General features: G+C 70.7%; 27 protein-coding genes. 12 read left to right on the top strand and 15 right to left on the bottom strand.

Features of this window, described 5'->3' with window-relative positions:
- Positions 1–7: 7 nt before the first annotated feature.
- The gene (locus tag JAP66_RS13680) at positions 8–1270 is read right to left on the bottom strand and encodes an RNA polymerase sigma factor (RefSeq protein ID WP_199432095.1); all 1263 of its coding nucleotides are present in this window, start codon (positions 1268–1270) and stop codon (positions 8–10) included.
- 40 nt (positions 1271–1310) lie between these two features.
- Positions 1311–1736 carry a YciI family protein gene (locus JAP66_RS13675; protein WP_199432094.1) on the bottom strand — a complete coding sequence of 142 codons (426 nt, stop codon included), beginning with the start codon at positions 1734–1736 and terminating at the stop codon, positions 1311–1313.
- A 140-nt stretch (positions 1737–1876) separates the two neighbouring features.
- Here JAP66_RS13675 and JAP66_RS13670 point away from each other — a divergent pair, with 140 nt between their 5' ends.
- The 4 genes from JAP66_RS13670 to JAP66_RS13655 all read left to right on the top strand — a co-directional run bounded on the left by JAP66_RS13670 (position 1877) and on the right by JAP66_RS13655 (position 5360).
- Positions 1877–2989: a tyrosine-type recombinase/integrase gene (locus JAP66_RS13670; protein WP_199432093.1), complete on the top strand. Its 1113-nt coding sequence runs from the start codon at positions 1877–1879 to the stop codon at positions 2987–2989.
- Between the two features lie 76 nt (positions 2990–3065).
- Positions 3066–3836: a GAF and ANTAR domain-containing protein gene (locus tag JAP66_RS13665; protein ID WP_199432092.1), complete on the top strand. Its 771-nt coding sequence runs from the start codon at positions 3066–3068 to the stop codon at positions 3834–3836.
- A 202-nt stretch (positions 3837–4038) separates the two neighbouring features.
- Positions 4039–4554 (top strand): CGNR zinc finger domain-containing protein, encoded by a 516-nt coding sequence (locus tag JAP66_RS13660; protein WP_199432091.1) that lies wholly within the window; start codon positions 4039–4041, stop codon positions 4552–4554.
- 35 nt (positions 4555–4589) lie between these two features.
- Entirely contained in the window at positions 4590–5360 is a 771-nt protein-coding gene (locus JAP66_RS13655; RefSeq protein ID WP_199432090.1) for an SGNH/GDSL hydrolase family protein, read from the top strand.
- On the opposite strand, the gene JAP66_RS13650 is transcribed toward JAP66_RS13655, so the two are convergent.
- From JAP66_RS13650 to JAP66_RS13610, 9 genes are all read right to left on the bottom strand, one after another.
- Positions 5341–5772, bottom strand: coding sequence for an SRPBCC family protein (locus JAP66_RS13650; protein ID WP_199432089.1), 432 nt, complete (start codon positions 5770–5772; stop codon positions 5341–5343). The two genes, JAP66_RS13655 and JAP66_RS13650, sit on opposite strands and share 20 nt — an antisense overlap.
- The gene (locus JAP66_RS13645; protein ID WP_199432088.1) at positions 5769–6089 is read right to left on the bottom strand and encodes an ArsR/SmtB family transcription factor; all 321 of its coding nucleotides are present in this window, start codon (positions 6087–6089) and stop codon (positions 5769–5771) included. Before JAP66_RS13645 ends, JAP66_RS13650 begins: the two co-directional genes overlap by 4 nt.
- On the bottom strand, positions 6089–6475 hold the full coding sequence (locus tag JAP66_RS13640; RefSeq protein WP_199432087.1) for a VOC family protein: 387 nt from the start codon (positions 6473–6475) through the stop codon (positions 6089–6091). Before JAP66_RS13640 ends, JAP66_RS13645 begins: the two co-directional genes overlap by 1 nt.
- Before the next feature lie 101 nt (positions 6476–6576).
- The gene (locus JAP66_RS13635; RefSeq protein ID WP_235999011.1) at positions 6577–7803 is read right to left on the bottom strand and encodes an SPFH domain-containing protein; all 1227 of its coding nucleotides are present in this window, start codon (positions 7801–7803) and stop codon (positions 6577–6579) included.
- 127 nt (positions 7804–7930) lie between these two features.
- Positions 7931–8362 (bottom strand): NfeD family protein, encoded by a 432-nt coding sequence (locus JAP66_RS13630; RefSeq protein WP_199432085.1) that lies wholly within the window; start codon positions 8360–8362, stop codon positions 7931–7933.
- A 68-nt stretch (positions 8363–8430) separates the two neighbouring features.
- Positions 8431–9240, bottom strand: a complete 810-nt coding sequence (locus JAP66_RS13625) for a DUF3097 domain-containing protein (protein ID WP_199432084.1) — start codon at positions 9238–9240, stop codon at positions 8431–8433.
- A 50-nt stretch (positions 9241–9290) separates the two neighbouring features.
- Positions 9291–10049 (bottom strand): TetR/AcrR family transcriptional regulator, encoded by a 759-nt coding sequence (locus JAP66_RS13620; RefSeq protein ID WP_199432083.1) that lies wholly within the window; start codon positions 10047–10049, stop codon positions 9291–9293.
- A gap of 163 nt (positions 10050–10212) precedes the next feature.
- On the bottom strand, positions 10213–11019 hold the full coding sequence (locus JAP66_RS13615; protein ID WP_199432082.1) for an SCO1664 family protein: 807 nt from the start codon (positions 11017–11019) through the stop codon (positions 10213–10215).
- A gap of 7 nt (positions 11020–11026) precedes the next feature.
- Positions 11027–11620 (bottom strand): DUF3090 domain-containing protein, encoded by a 594-nt coding sequence (locus tag JAP66_RS13610; protein ID WP_199432081.1) that lies wholly within the window; start codon positions 11618–11620, stop codon positions 11027–11029.
- Positions 11621–11751: 131 nt separating this feature from the next.
- Here JAP66_RS13610 and JAP66_RS13605 point away from each other — a divergent pair, with 131 nt between their 5' ends.
- The gene (locus JAP66_RS13605) at positions 11752–12657 is read left to right on the top strand and encodes a S66 peptidase family protein (RefSeq protein WP_199432080.1); all 906 of its coding nucleotides are present in this window, start codon (positions 11752–11754) and stop codon (positions 12655–12657) included.
- Positions 12658–12666: 9 nt separating this feature from the next.
- Positions 12667–13083 (top strand): TIGR03668 family PPOX class F420-dependent oxidoreductase, encoded by a 417-nt coding sequence (locus tag JAP66_RS13600; RefSeq protein ID WP_199432079.1) that lies wholly within the window; start codon positions 12667–12669, stop codon positions 13081–13083.
- On the opposite strand, the gene mptB is transcribed toward JAP66_RS13600, so the two are convergent.
- The gene (gene mptB / locus JAP66_RS13595) at positions 13052–14659 is read right to left on the bottom strand and encodes a polyprenol phosphomannose-dependent alpha 1,6 mannosyltransferase MptB (protein ID WP_199432078.1); all 1608 of its coding nucleotides are present in this window, start codon (positions 14657–14659) and stop codon (positions 13052–13054) included. The genes JAP66_RS13600 and mptB overlap by 32 nt on opposite strands.
- A gap of 224 nt (positions 14660–14883) precedes the next feature.
- Here mptB and JAP66_RS13590 point away from each other — a divergent pair, with 224 nt between their 5' ends.
- A complete protein-coding gene (locus JAP66_RS13590) occupies positions 14884–15711 on the top strand; it encodes a M55 family metallopeptidase (protein ID WP_199432077.1) in 828 nt (275 codons plus the stop codon).
- Between the two features lie 192 nt (positions 15712–15903).
- Positions 15904–16389, top strand: a complete 486-nt coding sequence (locus JAP66_RS13585; RefSeq protein WP_199432076.1) for a DUF6069 family protein — start codon at positions 15904–15906, stop codon at positions 16387–16389.
- Here JAP66_RS13585 and JAP66_RS13580 read toward each other — a convergent pair.
- Entirely contained in the window at positions 16380–17024 is a 645-nt protein-coding gene (locus JAP66_RS13580) for a TetR/AcrR family transcriptional regulator (protein WP_199432075.1), read from the bottom strand. The genes JAP66_RS13585 and JAP66_RS13580 overlap by 10 nt on opposite strands.
- A 53-nt stretch (positions 17025–17077) precedes the next feature.
- Here JAP66_RS13580 and JAP66_RS13575 point away from each other — a divergent pair, with 53 nt between their 5' ends.
- Genes JAP66_RS13575 through JAP66_RS13560 form a run of 4 tightly spaced genes read left to right on the top strand, consistent with a single transcriptional unit; the run spans position 17078 to position 24372 of the window.
- Positions 17078–18004, top strand: coding sequence for a saccharopine dehydrogenase family protein (locus JAP66_RS13575; RefSeq protein ID WP_199432074.1), 927 nt, complete (start codon positions 17078–17080; stop codon positions 18002–18004).
- Between the two features lie 58 nt (positions 18005–18062).
- Positions 18063–21209, top strand: coding sequence for a GH92 family glycosyl hydrolase (locus JAP66_RS13570; RefSeq protein ID WP_199432073.1), 3147 nt, complete (start codon positions 18063–18065; stop codon positions 21207–21209).
- On the top strand, positions 21206–23386 hold the full coding sequence (locus JAP66_RS13565) for an FUSC family protein (protein ID WP_199432072.1): 2181 nt from the start codon (positions 21206–21208) through the stop codon (positions 23384–23386). Before JAP66_RS13570 ends, JAP66_RS13565 begins: the two co-directional genes overlap by 4 nt.
- Positions 23383–24372: a malate dehydrogenase gene (locus tag JAP66_RS13560; RefSeq protein ID WP_199432071.1), complete on the top strand. Its 990-nt coding sequence runs from the start codon at positions 23383–23385 to the stop codon at positions 24370–24372. Before JAP66_RS13565 ends, JAP66_RS13560 begins: the two co-directional genes overlap by 4 nt.
- A gap of 66 nt (positions 24373–24438) precedes the next feature.
- Here JAP66_RS13560 and JAP66_RS13555 read toward each other — a convergent pair whose 3' ends face one another.
- The gene (locus JAP66_RS13555) at positions 24439–25200 is read right to left on the bottom strand and encodes an SDR family oxidoreductase (protein ID WP_307849553.1); all 762 of its coding nucleotides are present in this window, start codon (positions 25198–25200) and stop codon (positions 24439–24441) included.
- Between the two features lie 104 nt (positions 25201–25304).
- On the bottom strand, positions 25305–26561 hold the full coding sequence (locus JAP66_RS13550) for an HNH endonuclease signature motif containing protein (RefSeq protein WP_199432069.1): 1257 nt from the start codon (positions 26559–26561) through the stop codon (positions 25305–25307).
- Positions 26562–26665 lie beyond the last annotated feature (104 nt).

The raw sequence follows: 26665 nt of genomic DNA, 5'->3' as shown, positions 1-26665 counted from the left end.
CGCCCGCTCACTTCTTTCCGGCCGCCTGCGCGCGTTCGAGGAGGAGTCGCCGCTCGCGTTCGTTGCGGGTGAGTGCGGCCGCCCGCTCGAACTCCATCCGGGCCTCCTCGTACCGGCCGAGCTTGCCGAGCAGGTCACCCCGCACGCTGGGCAGCAGGTGGTAGTCCTTGAGCGCCGGTACGCCGGTTAGTTCGTCGACGAGTTCCAGGCCGGTTTCCGGCCCGAAGGCCATGCCCAGCGCCACCGCGCGGTTGAGCTCCACGACGGGTGAGGGCATGCGCTGCGCGAGCATGCTGTAGAGCGCCGCGATACGGACCCAGTCCGTCTCCTCCGGAGTCCGGGCGCGAGCGTGGCAGGCGGCGATCGCGGCCTGCAGCGCGTAGGGGCCCGGCGCGCCGCCCAGCTCTTCGGCGCGCTGGAGCGCGGCCAGGCCACGGCGGATGAGCAGCTGGTCCCAGCGTGACCGGTCCTGATCGAGCAGCAGCACCGGCTCACCGTCCGGGCCGACCCTGGCCCGGGTGCGGGAGGCCTGGATCTCCAGCAACGCGACGAGGCCGTGCACCTCCGGTTCCTTGACGGCGAGTTCGGCGAGCATCCGGCTGAGCCGCAGGGCGTCCGCACACAGCTCCGGCCGCATCCAGTCATCACCTGCTGTCGCCGCGTAACCTTCGTTGAAGATCAGGTAGACGACCTCGAGTACGGACGAAAGCCGCGCGTCCAGCTCGTCTCCGTGCGGTACCTCGAAGGGGACCTGCTTCTTCGCCAGGGTCTTCTTGGCGCGCACGATGCGCTGGGCGACGGTCGCCTCGGGTACCAGGAACGCCCGTGCGATCTCGTCGGTGGCCAGCCCGCCGAGCAGGCGTAGCGTGAGCGCCACACGTGCCTCCGTGGAGAGCACCGGGTGGCAGGCGGTGAAGACCAGCCTCAGCAGGTCGTCGCCGATGTCATCGTCGAGGTCGGGCTCGACCGCCTCCTGCCGGCTCTCCAGGTCGTGGCCGAGTTCCGCGACCTTTCGATCGAGGCGTTCCTGCCTGCGGAACTGATCGATGGCGCGGCGCTTGGCCACGGCCATGAGCCAGGCGCCCGGGTTGTCCGGGACGCCTGACTCCGGCCACTGTTCCAGCGCCGCCACGAGCGCGTCCTGCGCGAGTTCCTCGGCGCTGCCCACATCGTGCGTCATCCTCGCGAGGCCGGCGATGAGGCGCGCTGCCTCGATCCGCCAGACCGCCTCGATGGCCCGCTGAGCGTCCGTTGCCGTCACAACCGCCAATCACAGCAGTCGCGCGGTGGTCACGGCAAGCGGTACCAGCTCAGCTCTGCTGCCCGGCGATCTTCTCGCGGAGGCGGTCCTCCGCCTCCCGGAGCTCGGGGGTGAAGTTGTCCCCGAAGTCCTCGGCCTCGGCAACCTTGCGGATCTCGATCTCGCCGCCCGGTCCGAACGGCACCCGCTTGGCCCACTCGATCGCTTCGTCCTTCGACTTCACGTCGATGATCCAGTAACCCGCGACGAGCTCCTTGGTCTCGGTGAAAGGCCCGTCCACGACGGTCGTCTTGCCCTTGTCGGTGAACTGGACCCTGGCACCGTTCGAGCTGGCCTGCAGGCCGTTGCCGTCGAGCAGCACCCCAGCCTTGACCAGCTCCTCGTTGTACCTGCCCATCTCGGCGAGCTCCTGCTCGGACGGCAGCACGCCCGCCTCCGAGTCCGCGTTTGCCTTGACGATCATCATGAAACGCATCGTGGGATCTCCTTCTGCTCGGTGTCGGCCGGTCCCTCTTCCGGCTTCTGCGAACGCGTCGAACAAGCCCCCGGCGAATCGACACGGCACCGACATCTTTTCCCACTTTTTGCGACGAGGACAGGGCACAATCGCGATCGATGATCGACATGCCCCCATCCGGTGCCCTGATCAGGCGAGATGCGACGCACCACGAGCTCGCCGAAGCGGTCGAGCTGCTGCCTGCGCTGCCTCCCGCCGACCCCACGGATCGATACGCGATTCGTCACGTGACGATGCTGTGGCTGGCCTCGGACAAGAGCGAGCACACGCGCCGGGCCTACTACGCCGACCTCGCGGCATGGCTGTCCTGGTGTGCCCGCAACGGACTCGACCCGCTGCGCGCGCGGCGAGCCGACGTCGATGCCTGGAAATCGACGCTGACCGTCACCGGACGCGACGGCCTGCCCCGTCCGGCCGCGCCCTCGACGCTCGCGCGCACGCTCGCCGGCGTCTCGAGCTGGTACCGCTACCTGCAGTCGAACGACGTGGCCGATGCCAACCCGATCGGCGCGGTCACCCGACCGAAGCGGGCCAAGGCCTCTCCGCTGCCTGCCCTGGACGAGCACTCCGCGGCGGCACTGCTCGACCACGTCGAAGCCAGAGCCAGGCGCAACGGCACGGAGGCGTCCTGGCGTGATGCGGCCCTCGTGGCGTTGCTGTTCTACACCGGGCTGCGGGTGTCGGGAATCACCACGGCGACGGTGGCCGACCTCGGCACCGACTCCGGGCACACGATCCTCCGCTACACCGGCAAGGGCGGCCAGCGCGACTTCGTGCCGGTGGTCGCACCGGCGCTGCGGCCACTCGCGAGCTATCTGGCCGTCCGGGGCGAGCGGGTGGGCGTGCCGCCGGAGCGGCTGACCGGCCCGCTGCTCGCGACGACACCGCATCCGCACGACACCGCCAAGGCAGGCGGCAAGGCGCTGCGGCAGCGCGACGTCTGGCAGGCGCTACGGCGCTTCGCGCGGCAGGCCGGGCTGGCCGCGGCCGACAGCATCTCCCCGCATACTGCGCGGCGGACCACGGGAACGCTGCTGCTCGCGCACAACGTGCCCGTGCAGAAGGTGCAGGACCTGCTCGGCCACGCCGACATCCGGACCACTCGCGACCGCTACGACGCCCACCGGCACAAGCTCGACACCTCGCCGGTGCACACGCTCGCGCAACTGCTGGCCGAGCACCGCGAGCCCGCTGACCGCCCGGAGGCATGACGTCACCGCGGCCGGGGAACTCTGCCGGGCATGCGGCACGCGGAGGGCCGAACCCGATCGGAAACGAGGTACGTCGATGGTGTCCGACCAGGAATGGGACCGGGAGAAGAGCCGGTTCGTCGCGGATGCCGGCTCCCCGGTCGGCCCGCTGGCCCAGCAGTTCACCAAGCTGGCCGCTCAGCTGCTCGAGGCGCGCACCGTCACGGACGTGCTGCAACGCGTGGTCGTTGCCGCCAAGGAGATCGTGCCTGGTGCGGATCTGGCGAGCGTCACCCTGCGGGACTCCGCGGGCCGCTACACCACTCCGGTCCGGACCGATCCGGTCGCGGCCGAGCTCGACGAGTTGCAGTACGAGGCCGACGAGGGTCCGTGTGTGAACGCCGCGCGCCCGGCGAGCGACGGCACGGCGCGCAGTGATGCCCTGGCCGAGGGAACCGAATGGCCCAGATTCGGGCCTGCCGCGGCGCGGCGTGGGGTGCACGCGGTGCTCTCCACGGCACTGCTACCGGTGACCGACCTGCCCAGGGCCGGCGCGCTGAACATCTACTCGCTGCGCCCGCACGGGCTCGACGACGCCGACCGGGACGTCGCCCTCCTGCTCGCCTCCCACGCCGCCATCGCGCTGAACGCGGCACAGGCCATCGGCGCGGCCGAGGTGGAGAACGTGCAGCTGCGGGAGGCGCTGCGCAGCCGCGACGTGATCGGACAGGCCAAAGGCATCCTAATGCAGCGCCGCGGGGTCGACGCCGATGAGGCGTTCGACATACTCCGCCGGTCGTCACAGGAACTCAACGTCAAGCTCGCCGACCTCGCCAACACTCTCGCCAACCGCCACACCGAGCTATGACCGGCGTGGCACCGCTCGGGTAGCACCCAGGACCTGCCCGTTCACCTGGAGCAGCCAGCAACCGCACGCGCATCGCCGGTACGTGAGCGTGCCCTGCGACACCTTGTGCACGGAGACCTCACGCGGGAGGAGTTCACGCAGTGGGCATCCGCAGCGGGGGCATCCTGGTTCGGTCATGCGGCAAGCGTGGTGTAATAGGTCAGTGCACTTCAACCCTTACGGTGGCGCTGCCGCGCGGGTCGCCGTCGCGCTGGTGAACGCGGGCCCGGCCCGGGCCGCCGAGATGCTCACGCTGTTACGCGGCGAGGGCATGTCGCTGACCCGGCTGAGCGCGGCGCAGGCCGGTGAGATCGCGAGCTGGGCCGAGCGTCTGCGGCCGGTCTTCGCCGACTCCCCCGTCGGGGAGCGGGTCGACCTGGTCAACACGCTGCTGGCCGACTCCACATGCCGGCCCTACATCTCCCGGCACGACGGGAAGCCCGCCCACCTGCACTACGCGGGTGAGCACGATGACGCGGTCCGCCGTGTCCAGGCCTACACCGCCGGCGGCCTCGCCCACGTACTGTGCGAGGACCCCGGCAGGCTGGGCTCGTGCGCGCGGAAGGGTTGCCGCGTCGTCTACGTCGACGTCTCGCGTAACGGCAGGCGCCGGTTCTGCTCGACGCGATGTGCCACCCGCGTGCACGTCGCCAGGCATCGCGACCAGCAGCGCGTGTGACAGGCCACATCGCGGCCGCGGATACAGTGCGTCCTATGGTCAACCGCTTCGTGGCGCTGGGGGATTCCTTCACCGAGGGGGTCGGCGACGACGACCCCGGCTCGCCCAACGCGGTGCGCGGCTGGGCCGATCGCACCGCGGAGCAGCTGGCCCGCCAGGAACCCGGCCTCGCCTACGCCAACCTGGCGATCCGGGGCAGGCTGCTCGGCGACGTGCTCGCCGAGCAGCTCGAACCCGCCCTCGCCATGCGGCCCGATCTGGTCACCCTCTACGCGGGCGGCAACGACCTGATGCGCCCGAGGGCCGACGTCGACGCACTCGCCGAGCGCTACGACGCGACAGTGGCCCGGTTGGTCTCGGCAGGGGCCACGGTGCTCCTGTTCACCGGCGTCGACGGCGTCGAGGACCCGTTCTTCCGGCGGCTGCGCGGGAGGACCGCGATCTACAACGAGCACGTCCGCGTGATCGCCGCCAAACACGGGACGCTACTCGTGGACATGTGGGCCATGCGCGAGCTGCGCGACCGGCGGCTGTGGTCGGCCGACCGGATCCACCTCAACGCCTACGGGCACACGCTCATCGCGGCGGCGGTGCTCGACACACTCGGTGTGCCGCATACCATCTCGCCCGCCGACCTCGGCCCACGGGCCGCGCTCAGCGCACGGCAGCGCCGGGCGGAGACGCTGCGCTGGGCTCGCGAGCACGCGGCGCCGTGGGTCGGACGCCGGCTGCGCGGCGAGTCCTCCGGCGACGCGCTCGCCCCGAAACGGCCGGCACTGGGGCCGGTCAGCCTGGTAGAGCGCTGAGGACGTCCGCCAGCCGGCGCCGGACTCCCGTCCGCCAGCCACCGCCCATGATCCGGCGGGCAAGCTGTTCGGCGTGATCATCCGGATCGAAGCCCTCGTGGCTGAGAAACAGCCGGGTACCCCGTCCCTCCGGCTCCAGCCGCCAGGTGACGATCCAGTTCTCGCCCCAGCTGATCCTGAGCAGCCTCTCCTGCTCGACCGCCAGCACCTCGCACGGCACCGGGCCGCCCGCGAATCCCGCGGCGGGCTTCGGATCGGCATGCAGGTGAAACCGGTGCCCGACCACGGGCTCGATGTCGTTCGGCATCAGCCAGCGGGCCAGCAGTTCCGGTTCGGTCAGCACCCGCCACACCTTCCGTGGCGGGTGAGCGAGAAACTGGTCGAGGTGTACCGCGGTCCGCTCCTCGCTCACAGACCGTCCTCCTCGTCGAGCAGGTCCCGCAGGCCGGTGAGCTTCTCGCGCCAGAACCGCTCGTAGGGCGTCAGCCAGTCGGCGACCTCTCGCAGCGGCTCGGGCTCCAGCGAGTAGAACCGGAACCGGCCGCTCCGGCGCTCGCTGACGAGTCCGGCCTCCCGCAGCACCTTCAGATGCTCGGACAGACTGGGCCGGCGCATGTCGAAGTGCTCCGCCAGCTCCTGCACGCGCTTGGGTCCGTCCAGCAGCAGCGCCAGCACGGCACGCCGGGTCGGGCTCGCCAGCGCGGTGAACACCTCGTCGCTGTGGGGCACTAGTTCGGCCTGTTGCCCGGCGCCGTGGGTTGCAGCAGCGAGATCGGGTTGCCGTCCGGATCGGCGAAGGAGATCGTGCTTCCCCACGGCATGTCCTGCGGCTCGGCGACCTCGACCCCGGCCGCGCGCAATGCGGCGAGATCTGCCTCGACGTCGGCGGTGTGAAACTGCAGGTGAACCGGTCCACCGAAGCCCCGGCCGTCCACTTCGAAGTCGATCAGCACCAGGCCGCTCTCGGCGCCCTGTGGTGCGACCAGGACGAACTGACCGTGGGGCCCGCGCCGGTCGACCACCGGCTCGAAGCCGAGGGTTTCCACGTAGAAGTCCCGCGCTCGCGCGTGGTCGGCGACCGGGACGGAGACGAACTGCAACTTGGTGATGTCCACGTCGAACACTATAGGTAGGAAATCTCCTACCTACCAAGTCCCGCGAAACAAGCGGGCCCGGGACGATTCCTCGTCCCGGGCCCGCTCGTTTCGAGTCTGCCTCAGCCCTGCCGGGGCGGCCCGCCGTAGGGCGGCCCCTGCGGCGGGCCGCCGTACGGCCCCGGTTGCTGTCCCTGCTGCGGGTTCGGCGGGCCGGAAGGCGGAAGCTGCTGCTGCTCCTCCGGCTGCTCGGCCTCCCTGGCCAGACCCGCGAGCCCCGAAAGCGCCGTGGGCGTGGGGCGCTGCCCCGCGGCCAGCGGGCCCGGAACCTCCTGCCGCGCGACCTTCTCGGCCTCGCGGACCGCCTCGGCGACGTGCGGGTCGGTCGAGGTGTCGAACCAGCTCGCGACCTCTTCCTCGTCGAGCGAGGGCATCTCGGTGTGATCGTCCTTCGGCTGCTCGTACCGGAACACGCCGTCCTCGCCCGGCGCGCCGAGCGAGCGCGCGAAGCCTTCGAGCGCCTTGCCGTAGTCGCTGGGCACCAGCCACACCTTGTTCGCGTCGCCCTGCGCCATCTGCGGCAGCGTCTGCAGGTACTGGTAAGCGAGCACCTCCGGCGTGGGCCGGCTGGCCTTGATGGCGGCGAACACCTTCTCGATCGCCTTCGCCTGGCCCTGCGCCTGCAGGTAGCGGGCGGCACGCTCACCCTGCGCCCGCAGGATGCGCGACTGCCGCTCCGCCTCGGCGGCGAGGATGGCGGCCTGCTTCGAGCCCTCGGCGGCGAGAATCTGGCTCTGCTTCTGCCCTTCCGCCGTCTTGATCGCGGATTCCCGCTGACCTTCGGCGGTGAGGATCATCGCGCGCTTCTCACGGTCGGCGCGCATCTGCTTCTCCATCGAGTCCTGAATGGAGGGTGGCGGGTCGATCGCCTTCAGCTCGACGCGGGCGACCCGGATACCCCAGCGGCCGGTCGCCTCGTCGAGCACGCCACGGAGCTGGCCGTTGATCTGGTCGCGCGAGGTCAGCGTCTCCTCGAGACTCATCCCACCGACCAGGTTGCGCAGCGTCGTCGTGGTCAGCTGCTCGACACCCACGATGTAGTTGGAGATCTCGTAGACCGCGGCCCGCGAGTCGGTGACCTGGAAGTACACCACGGTGTCGATGGAAACCGTCAGGTTGTCCTGGGTGATCACCGGCTGCGGCGGGAACGAGACGACCTGCTCGCGGAGATCGATCCTGGCCCGCACCTTGTCCAGGAACGGCACCAGGAAGTTCAGGCCGGGCGAAGCGACCGACTTGAACCGGCCGAGGCGCTCGATCACCGCCGATTGTGCTTGCGGTACCACCATGATTGCCTTCGCGACCGTGACGATCACGAAAAGCGCGATGACACCGACAACAATTAGCGCTGCTGTCGACAAGACTGGCTCCCCTTCATGTTTTTCGAACCGGCTCGGCGGTTGGACGCGCCGGCCATTACGGCTCCGCTGACACGACGGCAGTCGCCCCGGAGATCTCCACAACGGTCACGGAGGTGCCCGGCTGGATCACCTGACCGTCGGCGAAACTGCGGGCCGACCACACGTCACCGGCCAGCTTGACCTGGCCGCCGTGCGGATCCACAGTAGACAGAACTACCGCTTGTGCGCCCACCAGCGCCTCGGTGTTGGTCTTCACGCCCGGTCCGGAGAGGAACTTGCGCTTGAGCGCCGGTCTCGCGAGCACGAGCAGGCCGACCGACGACACCGCGAACACGCCCACGTCGATGAACGGGTTGCCGGACAGCGCGGCCGAACCGGCGCCGAACAGCGCACCCGCGCCCAGCATGAGCAGCACGAAGTCGCCGGAGAGCACCTCCGCAACCATCAGCCCGATTCCGATGATGAGCCAGATCAGTGCCGCTGTCATGCCGCCATGCTCTCAGATAGTGACCGAATCCACCCAGCACGCTGCTGGACGTGATCGACGCGTAACCTTCACGCCGCCGCGCCGTCGGTAACGAAGTCGATCAACCGTTCGACCGCGCCGATCAGCGGGGTCTCCAGGTCGCGGAAGCTGCGCACCCCGGCGAGCACGCGTTGCCAGCCCTCGTACGGTTCACCCCAGCCCAGTGCCGCGCAGATGCCTTCCTTCCATTCCACGCCCCTCGGCACGGACGGCCACGCGCCGATGCCGACCGACGCCGGCTTCACCGCCTGCCAGATGTCCACGTAGGGATGGCCGGTGACCAGCACGTCGTCGTCGCGGATCGTCTCGACGAGGCGTGACTCCTTGCTACCGGGCACCAAGTGGTCGACGAGCACGCCGAGCCTGCGGTCCGGGCCGGTGCCGAACTCCTCGATCCGCTCGGCGAGGACATCGACCCCGTCGAGCGGTTCCACCACGACGCCCTCGACCCGGAGGTCGTGTCCCCACACGCGCTCCACGAGCTCCGCATCGTGCTTGCCCTCGACCCAGATACGCGAGTCCCGGGCGACCCGGGCCCGGTGGCCGGCGACCTTCACCGAGCCGGACGTGGAGGCGGTGCGAGCCGGTGCCTGCGCCGCCGCAGCGGGGACGAGCGTGACGGGCTTGCCTTCGAGCAGGAAGCCCGCGGCCGTCAGCGGGAACACCCGCCGCCTGCCGTGCCGGTCCTCGAGTACCGCGTTGCCGTACTCGACCTTCACCAGGGCGCCGCAGAAGCCGCTCGCCGGGTCCTCCACCACCAGGCCGGGCTCGGCCGGCACCTCGGGGACCTTCCGCCTGCGCGGCCCTGCCAGCACGTCGTCGTAGGAATGGGAGCGCACGGGTGCAGACGGTATCGGCGGACGGCTCGCTGGGCCGTTCGCCACGCCGGTCAGTGCTCGCCGTGCTCGCCGTGCTCCTCGATACGGACCTGGATGCCGTCGAGCATGCGTTGCAGACCGAACTCGAAGCTGTCGGCCTCCGAAGCGAAGGCGCCCGCCGCCCACACGCGCCGGACGGCCGGGAACTCCTCGGCGTCGACGTACTCCTCGAGCAGCGGCTCGTTGCCGGCCCACCACTGCTGCTCACTGGTGCCGGTGCGCCGCTCCAGCCGCAGGCCCTCCACCGACCGGCGGGCCATCCCCCGGACGTAGCTGTCCACGACCTCGGTGGCCGCCACGATCTCGCCCTCGGGCAGCCCCGTGCCGGCCAGCGAGCGCAGCGCCGAGTCGTAGCGGCGGATCGTGTTGGGGCCGAGCGGGTAGCGGGTGGAGACGTCGAGCATCCACTCGTGCCGGTGGTAGAGCGCCCAGTCCTCCCTGGCCCACGACTCGGTCTTCTCCCGCCACAAGCCGGAGACGGTGTGCGGCAGCGTGCCCTCGGCGTCCACGGAATCCAGCATCAGCGCGATGAGCTCGGCCTTGCCCGGGACGTAGGTGTAGAGCGACATCGTTCCGGCGCCGACCCGGTCGGCGACCACACGCATGGACAGCGCGGCCAGCCCGTCGCGGTCGGCGATCTCGACCGCCGCGCGCACGATCCGCTCGACGGTGAACGTCGGCTTGGGGCCGCGTCTCGGCAGCGTGCCGGCCCGCCACAGCAGCCGCATGGCGCGGGTCAGGTCGCGCGGGCCGCCGCCGTTGTCCCTCATCCACAAGATAATAGATCTCCGTGCGCTGTACGAGGTAAGCTGACGGAGGGCACCATTTCCGCAGGCCACCAGTCGTGAGTGCGTAACAGTGTTCTAACTCGCGTACGCACTCACGAAAGGTGACCAGGCACAACGCCGCGCCACCCTGGCATCGAACAGGCTCTCAGAACAGCGGCCAGGGGATCGCTCGCCACGCATCGCTCGGGGCGGGAAAGGTGCCCGCGGACAGCAGCCGGTCGATCCGGTCGGCGACGGCACGCACCTCCAGCCGCGTGAGGTACTCGGCGAGCGTCTCCCCCAGGTCGTGCTCGACCGCCCACCGCAGTTTGCGCAGCTTGTCCACCGCGTCACCGGGCAGCGGCTCGTCGATCCATCCCCAAAGCACGGTCCGCAGCTTCGGCTCGGCGTGCAGGCAGATGCCATGGTCGACGCCGTACACCCGGCCGTCGGCTCCGTTGAGCACGTGACCGCCCTTGCGGTCGGTGTTGTTCACGATCACGTCGAGCACCGCCAGGTCCCGCACGCCGGGACGGTCGGCGTGGGCCAGCACCGCGGGCTCACCCAGCCGGTCGTGCGCGTGCAGCACGACCCGCCAGCCCTCGGGCACGTCGTCCGGTGCGCACACGTCCACCAGATCGTCCTCGACGGTCTCCACCCACAGCTGGACCATGCCCGCGCCGAACGGTCCCTCGCGCAGCACCGTCGGCGGCACGCTCCCCAGTTCGGCGGCCTCGGCGATCAAATAGGTCGCGACCTCCCGGCCGGCGAGCGTGCCGTCCGGAAAGTCCCACAGCGCCCGTTCACCGGACACCGGCTTGTAGACCGCGTTCGCCGTGGTCCCGTCGAGCTCGATCGTGCAGAACAAGGTGACGTTGGACGCATCGACGAGCCGCCCCTCGACATCGAGCCTGCCCCGCTCGACGAGCTCTCTCGCAACCGGACCGGCCGGGTCGACAGGTACGTCAGGCACCGCGCACTCAGCCTTCGGTGCCTTCGTTGCTTTCGAAGATGTCCTGGTCGCGCCGGTAACCGTTCTGCCGCGGGCAGATGTGGCCTGCCGGATCCAGCGGCTCCCCGCACAGCGGGCACGGCTTGCGTCCCGCGTTCACGACACGGTCGGCGCGCGCGGCGAAAGCGCGGGCGGCGGCCGGGGTGAGGAACACCCGCACCGCGTCCGGCCCCTCCTCGGTGTCGTCGAGCACGACCGTCTCGTCGACCTCGCCCTCGGTGATCGCGAGCAGTTCGATGACGACGGCACTGCTCTCGGCGTCCCAGCCGAGACCCATCGTGCCGACGCGGAACTCCTCCTCCACCGGCACGTCGAGCGGTTCAGAGTCGACCAGGTCGTCGGGAACCTCCTCCGGGACCTCGGCGCCGAACCGGCTGGCTATTTCCTCGAGCAAGGAGCCCAGCCGCTCGGCGAGCACCGCGACCTGCTGCTTCTCGATGGTCACGCTGATCGTGCGCGTGTCCTCGGACGCCTGCAGGTAGAACGTGCGGTCGCCGGGTTCCCCGACGGTTCCGGCGACGAAGCGGTCGGGTTGACGGAAGACGTGAATGACGCGAGCCATGGCACCTCCGACCCTAAGGCAACGTCCATGATCGGGCGCGTCCGGGGCAAGGCCGCCGCCGTGCACGTTCACTAGGGTGGCGCAATGCCGCAGATCGAACCACCCGCCGTCCCCCGGCCGGAGCTGCGGCGGTGAGCGAGCCGGGCAGGCCGTGGCGACTGCGGGCCGGAGACACGGTGGCGCTCGTCGCGCCCGCCGGGCCGGTGCCCGCCGACCGGCTCGCCATCGCGGTGTCCGCGCTCGAATCGTGGGGGCTGCGGGTCGAGCGGTACGGCACGGTGCACGCCCGGCATCCACGGCTCGGCTACCTGGCCGGAACGGACGCCGAACGCGCAGGAGACTTCCGGGATGCCTGGCTGGATCCCCGGGTTGCCGCCGTGCTCGCCGCCCGCGGCGGCTACGGCTGCCAGCGGATGCTCGACCTGCTCGACTGGGTCGAGCTGCGGTCGGCGGGACCGAAGCTGTTCGCCGGATCGAGCGACACGACCGCCCTGCACGACGCCGTGGGTGTGCATCTGGGCCTGCCGACGCTGTTCTGCCCGATGCCGGCCACCTCCTATTTCGACGCCGCTGCGGCCGAGCACCTGCGCACGACGCTGCTCGACCGGCCGGGGCCGCGCGAGCTGCGCTGTCCGGGCGCGAGCACCCTGGTGCCGGGCCGGGCGACCGGGCGGACCGTGGGCGGCAACCTCAGCCTGCTCGCCGCCGGGATCGGCACACGCGAGCAGCGGCAGGCGCGGGGCGCGATCGCCGTGCTGGAGGACATCGGCGAGGACCTGTACCGCCTCGACCGCATGCTGACCCAGCTGTCGCGCTCCGGCTGGTTCGACGGTGTCGCCGGGATCGCGCTGGGCTCGTGGCCGGGCTGCGGCCGGCCGGAGTCGGTCCGGGACCTGCTGCTGGAACGGCTCGGCCCGCTCGGCGTGCCGATGGTCTGGCAGCTCGGCTTCGGGCACCAGGCGGCGTCGCTGACGATCCCGCTGGGCGTACCGGCGGAGCTCGACGCCGATGCCGCGACCCTGCTCGTGCCCGCCTAGGCTGGCGGGATGCGGTTGGACGCGCGCGAGGCCCGGCGGCGCTTCGGTGCCGCGCCGGTCGCCCGGCTCGCCACGGCCGGCGCCGACGGTGCTCCACACCTGGTGCCGGTGACCTTCGCCGTTGAAGGCGACACCGTCGTCTTCGCCGTCGACTTCAAGCCGAAGACGAGCACGAACCTGCGCAGGCTGCGCAACATCGCGGCCAACCCGGCCGTGTCGTTCCTGGTCGATCACTACGACGACGACTGGGCTCGGCTTTGGTGGGTGCGCGCGGACGGCACCGCGTCGATCACCGAGGAGGAGACGGCCCGGCAGGAACCCGTCCGGCTGCTGCGGGAGAAGTACCCGCAGTATGCCGAGCGCCCGCCCGAGGGGCCGGTCGTCAGCACCGAGGTCAGCGCGTGGCGGGGCTGGACGGCGAGCTAGCCGCCTCCACCGGCGGCTGCTCGTCCTCGTGCGGGGGCCGGCGCCACGCCGCGATCAGGCCCAGCGGGTCCGGCCGCAGCAGCGACGCCGCACCGTACAGGCTCCCTGCGATCACGGCGGCGATGAACCACCAGTCGTAGAGGCTCTGCTCGCCGGTCGGGTAATAGACGAGCACGAGGAAGATCGATACCGCGACCACCACGGCGAGATGCGTGCGGCGCCACGGGAACGCCGAGGCGATCACGAAGCCCCAGGTGAGGTACCACGGCAGCGTCGGTGGCGCGAAGATCGCGACCGCGAGCAGCGTGACCGCCATCCGCAAGATGGCCTCGTTGCCGCCGTGCCGGGCCAGCCACCACTGCCGGATCGCGATCACGGCGAGGGCGACCCAGGCGATGAGCCTGGCCACCGTGACGAACGGTGACTCGGTCACGTCCACCACGAGGTTGACGAGCGTGTAGACGGCCTGGCCGATCCCGGTCGGGAAGTTGAGCCAGTTGGTGATCAGCTGGGGCGCCGAGAGACCGGTGAACCAGCCCAGGTTGAACGACCCGAGCGAGATCCACGTCCCGGCTGTGAAGACGACACCGAAGATGGCCACCGACGGCGTGACGGCCTTGACGAACCGGCGTCCGAGGCTCTCCTCGCCGGGCAGGTGGTTGGCCCACACCCACACCAGGAAGGGCAGGGCCACCGCCAGGGTCGGCTTTATCAGCATGCCGACCGTGACCAGCGCGATCGCCAGCGCATGCCTGCGTTCCAGTGCGGCTAGCACGCCGACGGTCAGGAAGCCCAGTGCCAGCAGGTCGTTGTGCGGTCCACCGACCAGGTGGATCACCGTCATCGGGCTCGCGATCGCCAGCCACATCGTCACCGGCAGTCGGCCGCCGAGGTGCCTGACCAGGCGTGGCAGCGCCCACAGCATTCCGGCGAGGCCGGTCAGCAGCAGGATCCGCGTCAGGATGACACCGGCGATCATGTTGTTGCCGGTGATCGACACGATGCCCTTGGCGATCAGCAGGAACAGCGGGCCGTACGGGGCCGGGGTGGTCTGCCACAGCGGGTGCACGTTCTCGACCACGGCAGGCAGCGTGTCCAGCTCGGCGGGACCGAAGGAGTACGGATCCAGGCCGTGGAGCAGCTGGGCGCCCTGTCCGAGATAGGAGAAGACGTCCCGGGTGAAAAGCGGAGGCGAGATCAGCAGCGGCGCCATCCAGCAGCCGGCGGCGACGAGGATCGGCAGGTTCCCGACCCGGTTCGCGAGCACGTAACGGCCGAGCCGTACCCACGCCCACACGACGAGGGCGAAGCCGACGTAGAGCAACCCGGTCGCTATCGCCCTGCCGTGCCCGTAGCGGATCCACGACAGCGGACCTTGACCGAGCACCGGATCGTGGACGAGGATTCCGCCCGCCCCCAGTGCGGCGAGCATGAGCAACGTGCTGCCGACGGTTCCCATCGCGATCGTGCGGTACGGAAACCGGGCAGGCTCGCCCATACGGGCGTCAGCCTGCGTCACCGAAGGCCGGTCCGCTTCGGATCCGGCCGTCGGCACGGGGTCAGTCGTGGTGGCCATGGTGGCATTTGAGACTACACACCGCGTTCGCGCGCGGCGCTCGTACCCGTGGGTATCGCGGCCGGCAACGACTTCGGGTCGTGGTGCTGCGGGCCGAGCAGCACCTTCTCCATGGGCCGCCGGTCCCGACCGGAAGCGGGAGATTGACAGTTTGCCGTATGTTCGCGTCAATGATTCACGAAATGCCGTGCCGCGCCGTGACGTGAGCCACTAGCGTGGCACCCATGCGGATCATGATCTCGGCGGACATGGAGGGCGCGACCGGCGTCACCTGGACCGACGACGTGGTGCCCGGAACGGAGCCGTGGCAGCGCTTCCGGCGGTTGTTCACCGGCGACGTCAACGCCACGGTCGCCGGGCTGCACGCGGGTGGGGCCGACGACATCCTCGTCAACGAGGCCCACTCGGCGCAACGCAACCTGCTGCTGGAGGACCTGGATCCGCGCGCGAGAATGCTGACGGGCAGGCACAAGCCGCTGTCGATGATGCACGGCGTGGACTCCGGCCTCGACGGCGTCGTGTTCCTCGGCTACCACGCGGGCGCGGGCTGCGACGGCGTGCTGTCGCACACCTACCTGCCGAACCAGATCACCGGTGTGTGGCTGGACGGCGTACCGGCGAGCGAGGGCAGGCTCAACGCGGCGCTGGCCGCCGAGTACGGCGTTCCCGTGCTCCTCGTCAGCGGCGACGACACGACGTGCGAGGACGCGCGGGAGTACGCCCCGGACGCGGCGCTGGCCACGGTGAAGGAATGCGTCAGCCGCTACGCCGCGATCTGCGACCCGCCCGCGGTGACGGCCGAGCGGCTCACCCACGCCGCGACCGCAGGGATGAAGCTGGCCGGCCACGGCGAGCCCGCGGTCGGCGCGCACCGGATCGAGGTCGAGTTCGACGCGGCGCACCTCGCCCAGGCCGCGGCCGTCGTGCCCACCGTCGAGCAGGTGGCCGTCCGCCGGATCGGTTTCGACGCACCGGACATGACCGAGGCGATGAAGGCGTTCAAGGTGGTGACGGCCATCGCGGACGGCGCGGTGCAGGGCAAGTATGGCTAGCGGTGCGGCCGGTGCTGCCGGACACGGAGAAGCTCGGCTGTCCGAAGTGGATGCTCTGCTGTGGCCGGGGGTCACGCTGGAGTCGTTGAGCCGGTACTGACGGTGGTGTTCGCGTCGCGCCTGGCGTGATCCGGCCTTACAGTCGAGACCGGAAGACGAAAGCGCAGGACACCGCCGACCGCGGGGGCCGTCATGAGCCATTCCTCGTTCAACGATCACGAGAAGCTCGATGTCGACGCACGGACGGTGTGGGTCGGTGGTCTGGCGACGGCGCTGGTGGCCGCCCTCGTGGGCGTGGTGAGCGTCCTGGTGGTGCGCGGGGTGTTCGAGATCCCCGTGATCGCGCCGACGAACACCAGTGGCGCGATCGACTACATCGGGGCCGCGTGGCTCGCCGGGTTCGGCGTCGTCGGCTCGCTCCTGGCCACCGCCCTGGCGCACCTGCTGCTCGTACTGGCGCCACGGCCGATGGTCTTCTTCGGCTGGATCGTCGCGCTCGTGACCGTGGTCTTCGTGGTGTGGCCGTTCACGGTCGCCGAGAGCCTGACCGTGCAACTCGTCAACGCGGCGGTGTACCTGGTGATGGGTATCGCCATCGGGTCGCTCATCAGCGGAATGGCCGGCCGGGCGCTGCGGCCGGCGCAGAACGCCCAGCAGACCAGGTACTACTACGACTGAGGCGCGGTGGTGAGCTGGCGCAGCAGCGCGTCAACTGCCCAGGCGCGCCAGCGTGCGTGTTCCCATCCCCGGTTCGTCACGAGCAGCTGGTAGTTCTCGGGGCTGAGCAGCGTGAGAGCGACGTCGGCTGCCTCGTCGACGCCGAGCCCGGGCCGCAGCGCGGACTTGTCCGCCAGCGCCTGGGCGAAGACCCGCTGCACCGTGTGCCGCTGGCTGATGTTCGTCGCCCACACTGCGGCAAGCTCCTTGTCCGCGGCCGCCGCGCTGCGCACCACCTCCAGCAGCGGCGCAGCGCGCAGATAGATCTCGCCCGCGCCGTCGACCTGCAGGTGGACCTGCCGCCCCGGGTCCGGGGTGGCGAGCGCCTCGCGGGCCCACGGCCGGTCCAGGGTGGGGATGGGCTCGTCGTCACCGGCGATCGCCCGGTCCAGCGCGCTGGTGAGGATGGCACGTTTGGTGCCGAACGCGTAGTAGACGGTCTGCACGCCGACCCTGGCGCGGCGGGCGATGCTCGTGATGCTGGTGGCGGCATAGCCGGAGGCGACGAACAGGTCGGTCGCCGCGGTGAGAATGCGGCCCCTGGTGAGGAAGTTCCGGGCCGCCCGGCCGTCGGTCCGCAGGCGGGGTGTGGTCATTCCTTGACTATAGTGCCACTACAAAAATATGTTAGTAGCATGAGTACAAAAATATGAGGGTGCTGATCCTCGGCGGCTACGGCGCCACCGGAGCGCTGTTGGTGGCCGAGTTGCGTGAGCACGGCGCCACGGCGCTGGCCGCGGGACGGGACCCGGCCAGGGCCGACCGGGTCCTCGACCTGCGGGCGGGGCCGGATGCGGCTTACCGGGCGGCCCTCGACGGTGTGGACGTCGTCGTCAACGCCGCGGGCGCGGAGGACCCGCGCCTGGTGGCCGCCACCACCGAGCACGGCGTGCCGTTCGTGGACATCACGGCGAGCACGTCCTACGTCGCCGCGGTGGAACGACTCAGCCCGGCCGCGCCCGTACTGCTCAGCGTCGGACTGGCGCCGGGCCTGAGCACGTTGCTCGCCACTGCGGTACACGCGGCCGCCCCCGGACCGGTCGACATCGCCGTGGTACTCGGTGCCGGCGAACACCACGGCGTCGCCGCCACCACCTGGACCTTCCAGTTGTTCGGCCGCCGCTTCCCCGACACCCACGGTGGCGCCGCGGTCCGCAACTTCACCCGACCACGGTCCTTCGACCTGCCCGCTCTCGGGCGCCGCAGGCTCTACCGGGCCGACTTCTCCGACCAGCACAGCCTCACGCGCGACCTCGGCGTGCCCGTGCGCACCTACTTCGGCCTCGACTCCTGGGCGGCGACCTGGGCACTCGCCCTGCTCGCCCGCGTGCCGGGCGCGTCGAGGGCACCGAAAGGGCTGCCGCTACCGGGCACCGACCGGTGGCTGGTCCTGGCCCGCGGCGGCGACGGCCACGCAAGATCGGCCCGTGGGCGGTCCCAGTCGCGCGCCACCGCGGTGCTCGCTGCCGCCGCCGCCCGCGCGGCGACCGCACTGCCCTCCGGCGTGCACCATCTGCCCGCCGCCCTCACGCTGTGGGATGTCCCGGCCGGCCGGGGAATCGCCTTCGACGACTGAGGCCGCGCCCGGTTCCGGCAAACCGGCGCGAGCCATGGACGGCGACTACGGTGGGCCCGTGGCGTCGACCGGGTTCTTCTCCTCGTTCGAAGACGGCGACCCGCAGCCGGGCACGGGCGAGCGCCTGCGGGTCCACGTCGGTTCCGGACCGCTCCGCCCTCCGGCGGCCAAGCCACGGGCGGGATTCACCGGGACGAAGGCGTTGCACTACGCAGCCAGCGCGGCCGGGCCTGCCCGCACAGTGCTGTTCCACGTGCACGTGCCGGTCACCGAGGACACCGAGCTCTCGTACGTGATCCTGCCAGAGGCCGACGGCGCCGAGCCGACCTATCGCAGCACCTACGCGACCGTCGACCTCGAGTTCGACGACGGCAGCACCCTCGGCGAGCTCGTCCCCGCCGCGTCCGCCCGCGCCCGAGGTGCCGCCGAGGAGCTCTACCTCGACCAGTGGAACCTCGTCCGCGACGACATCGGCACGGTCGCCGCGGGACGTATCGTCCGGACGATCACGCTGGCCACGGACCCGCCACGCGGTGGGCGCGAGCTGACCGGATGGCTCGACGACGTGCGCATCGCGCGGCGGCCGCCGTCCGGTCACCGGGAACCGGTGGAGCACGTCCGCACCACCCGTGGCAGCCACTCCTCCCCGCGATACTCACGCGGCGCCTGCTTCCCGGCCACGGCGATGCCGAACGGGTTCAACTTCTGGACGCCGGTGACCGATGCCCGCTCGCTCGGCTGGCCGTACTCGTACCACCGGCACAACGACGCGCGGAACCGTCCGGCACTGCAGGCCTTCGCGCTGAGTCACCAGCCGAGCCCGTGGATGGGCGACCGGCACACCTTCCAGGTGCAGCCGGGCACCGGTGAGGTGGTGACCAACCACCGGCGCCGGGCACTGGCCTTCTCGCACGACGACGAGACCGACCGGCCCTATCACTACGGCGTCCGGTTCGCCTGCGGCATCGGTGCCGACATCGCCCCGGCCGATCACGCGGCGATCTTCCGGTTCGTCTTCCCCGCCTCGGACGGCGGGTGGCTGCTGTTCGACAACGCACGCAACCGCGGCGGCCTGCGGATCGACCCCGCGCGGGGTGAGGTCACCGGGCACACGTGGGTGCGTTCCCGGAACTCCGCAGGCGCCCGCCGCATGTACGTGTACGCGACGTTCGACGAGCCGCCGACCGGCGGCCGCAGGTTGCGCGGCTCGCTCTACCGGGCCGTCACCGGGTACCTGCGCTTCGGCGGAGCCCAGGTGACCATGCGGATCGCCACGTCGCTGATCAGCCTCGCGCAGGCGCGGCACAACCTCGAACTGGAGGTACCGGGCCCGGTCACGTTCGAACAGGTCCGCGACCGGGCGCGGCGGGCCTGGCTGGACCTGCTCGGGCGGGTGGAGGTCGAGGGGGCGACCGACGACCAGCTCACGACCCTGTACTCCGGGCTGTACCGGCTGTTCCTGTACCCGAACTCCGGGCACGAACAGACGCCCCGCGGCCCCCGGCACGCGAGCCCGGTGCTCCGCCGCCGGTGGCCGAGTACGCGGCGGCGCACCGGCGCGAAGGTGACCGCGGGCGAGATCTACGTCAACAACGGGTTCTGGGACACCTACCGCACCGCCTGGCCCGCCTATGCCCTGCTGGCGCCGGCGCGCTGCGGCACCCTCATCGACGGCTTCGTGCGGCACTATCGCGAGGGCGGCTGGATTCCCCGCTGGTCCTCCCCCGGCTACGCCGACATGATGACGGGCACGAGTTCGGACGTCGCCTTCGCCGACGCCTACCTCAAGGGGGTGCGCGGCTTCGACGTCCGGGCCGGCTACGACGCGGCCGTGAAGAACGCCACGGTCGCGCCGCCCTCCCGGCGCGTCGGCCGCAAGGGTCTCGCGGAGTCGATCTTCCTCGGCTACACGCCGACGTCCGTCCCCGAGGGACTGTCCTGGGCGCTGGCCGGCTGCCTCGACGACCACGGCATCGCCCGCTGGTCGCAGGCACTGTCCGAGCACGACAACGCCGCCTACTTCCACGACCGCTCCCGGCGCTACGTCCACCATTTCGACCCGCGGATCGGCTTCTTCCAGGGCCGTACCGCCGCGGGAGGCTGGCGCTGCCACCCCGGTGACTACGACCCACGGGAGTGGGGGCACGACTACACCGAGACCAACGGCTGGAACACGGCGTTCTCCGTGCCCCACGACGGGACGGGGCTCGCCACTCTGCACGGTGGCCGCGCCAGGCTGGAGGCCGCGCTGGACACCTTCTTCGCGACCCGGGAAACCGGGCGGCGCACCGGTTCCTACCGGCGGGTCATCCACGAGATGACCGAGGCCAGGGACGTGCGGCTCGGCCAGTACGGGCACTCCAACCAGCCCGCGCACCACATCCCGTTCATGTACCTGCACGCCGGAGCGCCTGCCAAGACGCAGCGGATCGTGCGCGAGGTGCTGCGCCGCTGCTACCTCGGCAGCGAGATCGGACAGGGCTACCTCGGTGACGAGGACAACGGGGAGATGTCGGCGTGGTACTTCTTCGGCGCGCTCGGCCTGTACCCGCTGAGTCCGGGCAGCGGGCGGTACGCCATCGGCTCGCCGTTGTTCACCAGCGCGGTGGTGCACCTGGAGAACGGCGCAGACCTGGTCGTCAACGCGCCCGGCAACAGCGCCGACAACGTCTACGTACGTGGCCTGCGGGTCGACGGACGGCCGCACGGAACGCCGTGGATATCGCACGACACCATCGCGCGGGGTGCGGTCCTCGACTTCGACATGAGCCCCGAGCCGTCCACCTGGGGCACCTGCGGCGCCACCGCGGCCGTGCGCCGGCCGTTGCGCGACCTCGCCGGGACGGCCCGCTGCCGGTCGGAGCGCACCGGTGTCGCCGCGCTGCTCGACGACACCAGCACGACAGAGGTCACGTTCCGCTCGCCGCACCCCGTGCTGGAGCACACCGGGCAGGGCGCCGTGCGGATCTACACGCTGACGTCGGCGAGCAAGCCGGGTGACCCGAGTTCCTGGCTCCTCGAAGGCTCGCCGGACGGCACGACCTGGCACGTGCTGGACGAGCGCAGGGAGGAGCCGTTCCGCTGGCGCAGGCAGACCCGGGCCTTCCGGGTGGCCCACCCCCGGGAATGCCGCCTGCACCGGCTGCGGATCACCGGGAGCACCCGGCGGCGCGTACGGCTGGCGCAGTGGGAGCTGCTCGGATGACCGGCAGGCCCTGGGAGGTCGCCGCCGACCGTCTGCGTGCCTCCGATCCCGGTCTCGTCCGCAGTCGGGTGGCGCTGTCGGCGGTGCTCGGCATCGTGGTCGCGGCCGGGATACTCGCGCCGATCGGCCTGCCCCTGACGATCGTGCTGGTCGGCGCGATCGCGGCGATGCTGGCGGCGTTCACGGTGAACGATCCGGCACCGGCGCAGCAGGCGACGACACTGCTGCTCGGCTTCCTGGCCGGTGGCACGGCGCTCACCACTGCCAGTGCGGGCCAGGCCCTGCCCCCGCTGGACGGTGTCGTCTTCGTACTGCTGATTTTCGTCGCCGTGTACGCCCAGCGCTTCGGGCCGCGCGGCGTCGCGCTCGGCTCGATGGCGTTCTTCCTCTTCTTCTTCGCGATGTTCCTGCAGACGCAGCTGCGCCAGGTTCCCGAGCTGCTCGGTGCCCTCGCGATCGGGCTCGCCGCCAACGCCGTCGTACGGTTCCTGGTACTGCCCCGGCGCCCCGAGCGTGAGCTGCTGAGCATCCGGCGGGCCTTCCGCGCCCGGCTCGGGGCCGTGGTCCGGGCCTGCGCCGGCTTCCTGTCCTCGGGTGGCACGGCGCGTGCGGGCAGGCGGTTGCGCCGGGCGAACTCCCGGCTGCACGAATGCGTGCTCCTGATCGAGGACAGCGCCGACGACGTGCTCGACGCACGTGCCGCCGCGTTGCTGCGCAGGCGGGTGATCGAGGTCGAGCTGGCGGTGCAGTGGCTGTCGGTCGCCACGCGGCGGGTCATAGCAGCGGCGCCCGGCCAGGACGTGCCGGCCGATCTGCTCGCGCGGCTGCGACGGTTCCGCTCGCTCATCGAGCGCGATCCCCGTGAGCTGCCGGTGATCAGCGACACGGAGGAGTTCAGCAGGCTGCTCGTCGAGGGCAGCAGGCTGAACGGCGCGGTGGCACCCGGGGACGAGCTACGGCGGGCGATCGCGGAGCTCGCGCTGGCCGACGTGAACGCGCAGCGGGTCGCCGAGCGCGGCTACTCCGCCGAGGCGGCCGTGCCTTCGGCCCCGGAGGGCGCTCCGGCGCCGAAGGCACGGCTTTTCGTCTTCGACAACCAGACCCGCAGCGCGCTGCAGGCCGTCGTCGGCGGCGGTCTCGCCGTGCTCGGTGGCGAGCTGGTCTCCCACCAGCGCTGGTACTGGGCCGTGCTCACCGTGTTCGTGGTGTTCATCGGCACCTCGACCGCGGGCGCGACGCTGGTGAAGGGCGCCCGGCGGCTGGTCGGCACCGTGGTCGGGATCTTCGGAGGCGTGGCCACCGCGTTGCTCGTCGCCGGGAACACCCCGGCCACCGTCGCGCTGATCCTCGTGTGCGTGTTCGGGATGGTGTTCTTCGCACGCGTGTCGCAGGTCGCGATGGCGTTCTTCATCACCACGATGCTCGGGCTGCTCTACAGCATCCTCGGCACGTTCAGCTACGAGGTACTGGGCATCCGGCTCGCCGAGACGGCCGTCGGCGCGGTGGCCGGCGTGCTCGCGGCCGTGGCGATCACGCCGGTTCGCACCAGGACGGCGCTGCTCGACGACACGGCGTCCGCGCTGGAGAAGCTGCGCGAGTTCGTCACCCGGACCCGGGCGCTGCTCGCCGGTGAGGAGAACGTCGACGTGATCGAGCTCTCCCGCGAACTCGACCGCGCGGTGGGGACCGTGCGCGCCACCGTGGAACCGCTCACCCACCCGATCAACGTCAGCAGCGCGCGCCGCGACTACGGCTGGTATGTGCTGACCACGCTGGAGACGATTGCCTTCCGAGCCCGGCATGTTGCGGCCCGGGCGGAACCGGCCCTGCTTGCGCTGGACGACCGCCTCACGGTCCTCGCGGACCGGATCACCACGAACGTGGATCTCCTGCTGGAGGTGGCCCGCTCACCCGCCTGGGCGGGCAGGCGGGCGCTGGCCGTCGATGCCGGACCGGCTCCCGGCCGTGCAGCCGACGACACCCGCGCCCGGTCGGTGCTCAACAGCCTCACCAAGATCGACGAGACGGTCGTCGCGCTGGGCCGGGCGTTCGACCTCGACGCTCAATCGGTTCAGCGGGGCGTGACCGGACGCACCCGTTCGGAGCAGCCCACGGCCGATAACATCCCCGATACAAGCGAAACGAGCACTGAACCCGTCAGCAGGAGAACGCAATGACCCGAGCCCCTGTCAACGTCACCGTCACCGGCGCGGCCGGCCAGATCGGATACGCGCTGCTGTTCCGCATCGCCTCCGGTCAGCTGCTCGGCCAGGACACGCCGGTGCGGCTGCGCCTGCTGGAGATCCCGCAGGCGGTGAAGGCGGCTGAGGGCACCGCGATGGAACTCGAGGACGGCGCGTTCCCGCTGCTGACCGGTACCGACATCTTCGACGACCCGAAGCAGGCGTTCGAGGGAGCCAACGTCGCACTGCTGGTCGGTGCCCGCCCGCGCACCAAGGGCATGGAGCGTGGCGACCTGCTCGAGGCCAACGGTGGCATCTTCAAGCCGCAGGGCGAGGCGATCAACGCGGGCGCGGCCGACGACGTGAAGGTGCTCGTGGTGGGCAACCCGGCGAACACCAACGCGCTCATCGCGCAGTCGCACGCGCCGGACGTGCCCGCCGAGCGGTTCACCGCGATGACCCGGCTCGACCACAACCGGGCGATCGCGCAGCTGGCGAAGAAGCTGGGCGCGCCAGTGGCAGACATCAAGAAGATGACCATCTGGGGCAACCACTCGGCCACCCAGTACCCGGACCTCTTCCACGCCGAGGTCAAGGGCGAGATCGCCGCCGACGCGGTGAACGACCAGGCCTGGATCGCCGACGAGTTCATCCCGACCGTCGCCAAGCGTGGTGCGGCGATCATCGAGGCCCGTGGCGCGTCGTCGGCCGCGTCCGCCGCGAGCGCGGCCATCGACCACGTGCACACGTGGGTCAACGGCACGGCCGACGGTGACTGGACGTCGATGGCCGTGCCTTCGGACGGCTCCTACGGCGTGCCCGAGGGCCTGATCTCCTCGTTCCCGGTCACGACCAGGGCGGGCAGGTACGAGATCGTGCAGGGGCTCGAGCTCAACGACTTCTCCCGGGAGCGGGTCGACGCCTCCGTGCGCGAGCTCGTCGAGGAGCGGGAGGCCGTGCAGAAGCTCGGCCTCGTCTGAGCTTCCTCGCCCATCGCCTGGTCACCGCTCGTGAGCGTTGACACGAGTTAGAACTCGTCTCCGCACTCACGAGCGGTGACCAGCATAAACTTCCAGCCACTCCGCCACGGTCGGCCCCACGATCTCCGCCGATTCCGGCGCCAGGAGCACCCCGTCCGACAGCGCGGGCAGGCCGGGCGGGACGATCCTGACCGGGCGGTCGTCCTGCCGAACCGAGAGCAGGCGCCGCGTGAGCGTCGGAAGCCTGATCTGCTCCGGCCCGGCCAGCTCCACCCTTGCCGGTGTGGACCGGTCGAGCGCGTGGTCGGCCACGACCTCGGCCACCGCGTCCGCGGCGACCGGCTGGATCAGCCAGTCCTGGACGAGGACCTCCTCGCTGCCCAGGGTCACGGCCGCGGGGTTGGTGGCGAACTCATGCCACTGCGTGGTCTTGACCATGCTGGTCCGCAACCCGCTGGCCGCGACGATCTTCTCCTGCTCGCGCTTGGCCACGTAATAGGGAACGTGATCGAACGCCGGGCTCTCCACGTTGGAGATCGACACCACGACGCCGCGCTCGACACCCATTTCCTCGGCCACTTCCAGCAGGCGACGGGTCGCCCCGGCCAACGTGCCGACAAGGTCGGCGGACGGATCGGTCGGGAAGGCGTTCGAGGCGTCGACAACCACGTCGACCCCGGAGAGGGCTTCGGCCAGGCCCTCCCCGGTGTGCAGGTCGACGCCGGCTGACCGGGAGATCGGCACGACCGTGTGCCCGCCCGAGGACAGCCGGTCTCGGATTCGGGAGCCGAGCGTCCCGGTGGCTCCCGCAACAGCGATTCTGCTCACCTCGTCCACTCTCTTCCACGTCACGCCTACAGGGCCCCAGCGCGTGCGCCGCCACTCCACGACCTGAGGTGGCAGCATGAGGACGATCCTAGCTATTCTAGATATTAATCGTCCAGGATAGTTCGCATGACCTCGAGTGATGTCCGCCCATGCTGGCCCCGTGGACGTCTCGACTCGCGTCGGGCCGCGTGCACGGTGTTGCGGCGAGGTAGCCGCTGGGGATCGACGTAGGCCGGTGGTGTGTACCAAGGCCGGCCGTCGATCATCCGCACCGACCATTCGGTGTGATGCAACATCCGGTGGTGGCGCTCGCAGATCAGCGCGAGATTCCCGAGGGCGGTCGGCCCGCCGTCCACCCAGTGGATCACGTGGTGGGCCTGACACCATTTCGGTCTGCGGTCACAGCCGGGGAACGTGCACCCGGCATCGCAGCTGATCAGTGCCCGCCGGATGGGGCGCGGCACCGTGCGGCTGGCCCGCCCGATATCCAGAGTCTCGCCCCTCGCTCCGAACACCATCGGAACCGCCCGGCAGTCGCAGGTCATCCGCCGGATCTGCGCCGCAGGCAGGTTGAGGTATCCGTCGACCAGGCCGTGCCCGAGCCCCGCACGCAACTCGTCCAGCCGCGCCGACACTAGCAGCGTCACCGGCTCGCCGGCCTCGCCCGGCGTCTCCGGACACCGGGCAGCCAACGTCAGCACTTCCACGAACGCATCGCCGTAGCGCGCTTCGCGCCCACGTGGATCCGGCCCGTCCGTACCGCGGGGCGCCGTCAACGGTGACAATAGACCGGACAGCAGGGCGCCTGCCTCGGCGTCCAGCTCGAATGAGCCCGACACTCCGCCGTCACGGCGTTCGCGCATCTCCAACCGGCGTAGCGGCCGTTCAAGATCGCTGTCCTTGGGCATGTTGCCGTCCGGATCGAGCCGGTCCCGGATCTCGCGTCCCAGTCTGGCCAGGATCCGCGGCTCGCTCGCCGCGGCGGCCTCGCTCAGGATCTTCTCCGCCAGTACCCGATCCTCTTCCGCGGTGCCGGCAGGTAACTCCCCCATGGCCGTGCGGATCGCCTCCACGTGCTCCGGGCCGATCGCTCCTTCCTCGAGCGCCTCCGCCACCGCCGGTAGCGCGGGTTCCACCGCCGCGCCCGACGGCGTCAACGACGGGTTCAGGGCCCGTGCGTGCCCGATCATCCGCCGTGCTTGCCCAAGACCTGTGCTGAACATGTCGCACAGCAGCGCGCTCGCCGAACCGTAACCCCGCGTCGTGGCTACCCCGCGCGACTCGATCTCGGCGAGCAGCCGCAACTCACGTGCATACGCCTGCCGCCGCGCCACCTCGGTCTCCCGCAGAGCGCGCAGCAACTCCCCCGTCTCCCAGGGAAGGCACGGCTTCGAGTGGTGGGGTTCCGAACACGGATTCAGCGTAGCACGCTACTAGAACATGTGTTCGAGCTGACCAGTATCAG

The sequence above is a fragment of the Qaidamihabitans albus genome (genome assembly GCF_016464705.1).
GTDB lineage: Bacteria > Actinomycetota > Actinomycetes > Mycobacteriales > Pseudonocardiaceae > Qaidamihabitans > Qaidamihabitans albus.
The sequence above is the reverse complement of the archived record's forward strand: the minus strand, read 5'-3'. Positions and strand labels throughout refer to the sequence as shown.

Coding starts and splice junctions, on each gene's coding strand:
- JAP66_RS13675 (WP_199432094.1), bottom strand. CDS start 1,736: ATGCGTTTCATGATGATCGTCAAGGCAAACGCGGACTCGGAGGCGGGC.
- JAP66_RS13670 (WP_199432093.1), top strand. CDS start 1,877: ATGATCGACATGCCCCCATCCGGTGCCCTGATCAGGCGAGATGCGACG.
- JAP66_RS13665 (WP_199432092.1), top strand. CDS start 3,066: ATGGTGTCCGACCAGGAATGGGACCGGGAGAAGAGCCGGTTCGTCGCG.
- JAP66_RS13655 (WP_199432090.1), top strand. CDS start 4,590: ATGGTCAACCGCTTCGTGGCGCTGGGGGATTCCTTCACCGAGGGGGTC.
- JAP66_RS13635 (WP_235999011.1), bottom strand. CDS start 7,803: ATGGTGGTACCGCAAGCACAATCGGCGGTGATCGAGCGCCTCGGCCGG.
- JAP66_RS13630 (WP_199432085.1), bottom strand. CDS start 8,362: ATGACAGCGGCACTGATCTGGCTCATCATCGGAATCGGGCTGATGGTT.
- JAP66_RS13620 (WP_199432083.1), bottom strand. CDS start 10,049: ATGAGGGACAACGGCGGCGGCCCGCGCGACCTGACCCGCGCCATGCGG.
- JAP66_RS13610 (WP_199432081.1), bottom strand. CDS start 11,620: ATGGCTCGCGTCATTCACGTCTTCCGTCAACCCGACCGCTTCGTCGCC.
- JAP66_RS13600 (WP_199432079.1), top strand. CDS start 12,667: ATGCGGTTGGACGCGCGCGAGGCCCGGCGGCGCTTCGGTGCCGCGCCG.
- mptB (WP_199432078.1), bottom strand. CDS start 14,659: ATGGCCACCACGACTGACCCCGTGCCGACGGCCGGATCCGAAGCGGAC.
- JAP66_RS13590 (WP_199432077.1), top strand. CDS start 14,884: ATGCGGATCATGATCTCGGCGGACATGGAGGGCGCGACCGGCGTCACC.
- JAP66_RS13585 (WP_199432076.1), top strand. CDS start 15,904: ATGAGCCATTCCTCGTTCAACGATCACGAGAAGCTCGATGTCGACGCA.
- JAP66_RS13580 (WP_199432075.1), bottom strand. CDS start 17,024: ATGACCACACCCCGCCTGCGGACCGACGGCCGGGCGGCCCGGAACTTC.
- JAP66_RS13575 (WP_199432074.1), top strand. CDS start 17,078: ATGAGGGTGCTGATCCTCGGCGGCTACGGCGCCACCGGAGCGCTGTTG.
- JAP66_RS13565 (WP_199432072.1), top strand. CDS start 21,206: ATGACCGGCAGGCCCTGGGAGGTCGCCGCCGACCGTCTGCGTGCCTCC.
- JAP66_RS13560 (WP_199432071.1), top strand. CDS start 23,383: ATGACCCGAGCCCCTGTCAACGTCACCGTCACCGGCGCGGCCGGCCAG.